The sequence below is a fragment of the Caldisalinibacter kiritimatiensis genome (genome assembly GCF_000387765.1).
Lineage (GTDB): Bacteria > Bacillota > Clostridia > Tissierellales > Caldisalinibacteraceae > Caldisalinibacter > Caldisalinibacter kiritimatiensis.
In genome coordinates this window covers 1-2282 of record NZ_ARZA01000217.1, presented here as the reverse complement: position 1 = coordinate 2282, position 2282 = coordinate 1, and the positions used below count along the sequence as shown (strand labels likewise).

General features: G+C 25.6%; 2 protein-coding genes. Both read right to left on the bottom strand.

Annotation, left to right across the window (positions count from 1 at the left end):
• Nucleotides 1-325 precede the first annotated feature (325 nt).
• Entirely contained in the window at nucleotides 326-1657 is a 1332-nt protein-coding gene (locus L21TH_RS09810; RefSeq protein ID WP_006315065.1) for a hypothetical protein, read from the bottom strand.
• The gene (locus L21TH_RS09805; RefSeq protein WP_006315064.1) at nucleotides 1650-2165 is read right to left on the bottom strand and encodes an RNA polymerase sigma factor; all 516 of its coding nucleotides are present in this window, start codon (nucleotides 2163-2165) and stop codon (nucleotides 1650-1652) included. The genes L21TH_RS09810 and L21TH_RS09805 overlap by 8 nt, the downstream gene beginning before the upstream one ends.
• Nucleotides 2166-2282: the final 117 nt, after the last annotated feature.

The window sequence follows — 2282 nt, the reverse complement described above, 5'->3', positions numbered from 1 at the left end:
GTAGGCTTTTTTCATTTGGTGCTCTTGGATATAACATAATCTCACCCCTTTCTTATATCTTCATTTTAAGTCTCTCATAAATTAAGAGTAGAGTTTATACTTTTCTGTTCCAAAATTTTTATGTATTTTTTAAAAAACATACAAACTTTTTGGAACATTTTCTAAATTAATCTAATCTTAATACCGGAAAAAATTTATAGAAAATTACTACAACTAAAACATGATATATAATAACAGAAATGTATATTTTACTTCAAACATATCCAAAATTATCAGAACCCATTCTTGTAATGCATGTATAATGTTATGCTATACACCATTTATGTTAAGGCTGTAAAGGGATTATTATTTCGTTAGTCATATAAAAAATAGGATCTGTAAATGTAACGATAATCTCCTGTTGTTCCTTTTTTATATTAGTAAGAACTAACTCTTTATAATTTTCGTTAGTAATTTCTGAGTTATTTTCCTCTGTAGGGTCTGTAAATATAACTTTTACACCTTCTACCATATACTTGTTTAATTGATTTTCATTCACACTGGCTGCAATATCATATAACTTTAAGTCATTTGAGCCAACCATATTTTTATTAATAACTAATTTTACTTTTTGTGCTGCTTCTTCTACTAGATGATAGTCATTTTCTGGTGTCCTATAATTAAACCGTTCTACATATTGAATCCATTCAACACTATTAATTACTAAATCATTTTCTCCGACCTTTATATGAATTGGAAGTTCATCATCTTTACTTATGGTTACTTTAGATTGTAAACCTTCATCTTCAATTAAAATATAAGGAATAACTAATTTCATACCTGGTTCTAGCTTTTTATCAAAGTAGAGCTTATTTTCTAAATTACTACTTATACAATAATATTTTTCACCTTTACTATTTACTAAATAGATATCATTTAGTGGAAAAGAAATAGATTTATCAGAGTCATTAGCTTGTGCTAATAAATTAACTTCTAACTTATCTTCAACATAATTAGTTATTACAGCAATATCAATACCAATATCATTTACAGAAATATAATTACGCTCCTTAAAAGATACTTCAGGTAATTCCGTCATAATTATAGGCATTTTATATTTATCATAAACTATATTAAATTTCTTTACTGGATTTTTAAATGTATAAGTAATCCTACCACTCCATTGATATTCGTCAGAATCCCCTATTATATCCCATGACGTTATTTCTGCTACATTATTATATTCATCTAATGCAATTATTTGATGCCCTAAAGATGCTTTGTCTTTCATTAGTATATCTAAAGGTACATTACCTTCCATTATTAGTGTCACAGTATTACTTTCAGTATAAGCTGAATTAACTTTTATATATTGTTCACCAATAGACATTTCTATTGAACCAGATAAACCATATACTTGATTTCCAACATCTGTGCTTATTAGTTTCCTTATCCCTGGTACATACTTTAACACTCTCTGTGTAGCATAACTTATTGGTTCATTAAATATCAAACATGATATCAAAAGTATTGGTAAAACTATCATAGCTACATATTTCATAGTATAAGATGAATTGTTTTTACTTTTCTTTATAATATTATTTCTAATATCTTCTGTCATTTTTATATCTTCTAGATTTTCATTTATGTAATCCTTTAAATCTTTTAGATTATTCATAAACCATTCCCCCCATCATTCTAAATTTTAACTCTTTTCTTGCTCTTGATAACCTAGTATACGCATTTGATTCAGAAATACATAGGATTTCCGCTATTTCTTTAACGGTAAATTGTTGATAATAATACATTAAAATAATCTCTTTATATTTTGGTTTTAAATCCATTATTGATTTGAACAAGTCACTTTTTTCAAGTTTACTAAACAATTCTTTATCTGAAATTACGCTATCTTTTAACTTTTTATCATTTAGTACAATTTTTCTTATCCATGAGCTCCGTAAATAATTTTTACATACATTAATACATATCCTTGTAATCCAAGTCTTTTCTGATGAATCACCTTTAAAAGTATAAAATTTTTTATATACTTTTAAAAATGTATCTTGACATGCATCTTCCGCTAGTTGATAGTCTTCTAAATATAAATAACATAATCTTAAAATTTCTGTACCATATTCATTTATTATACGATTAAAGTCTTGCTCATTTAGTATTTGCTCACTCACTTCTAAACCTCCTTTCAATTATTAGACACATTTAAACTTTAAAACCTTACATTTTTTTCTTAACTTTTCATTTTCTATTTAAAATAAATAAAAATTCAAATAAAGATAGATAAAAAA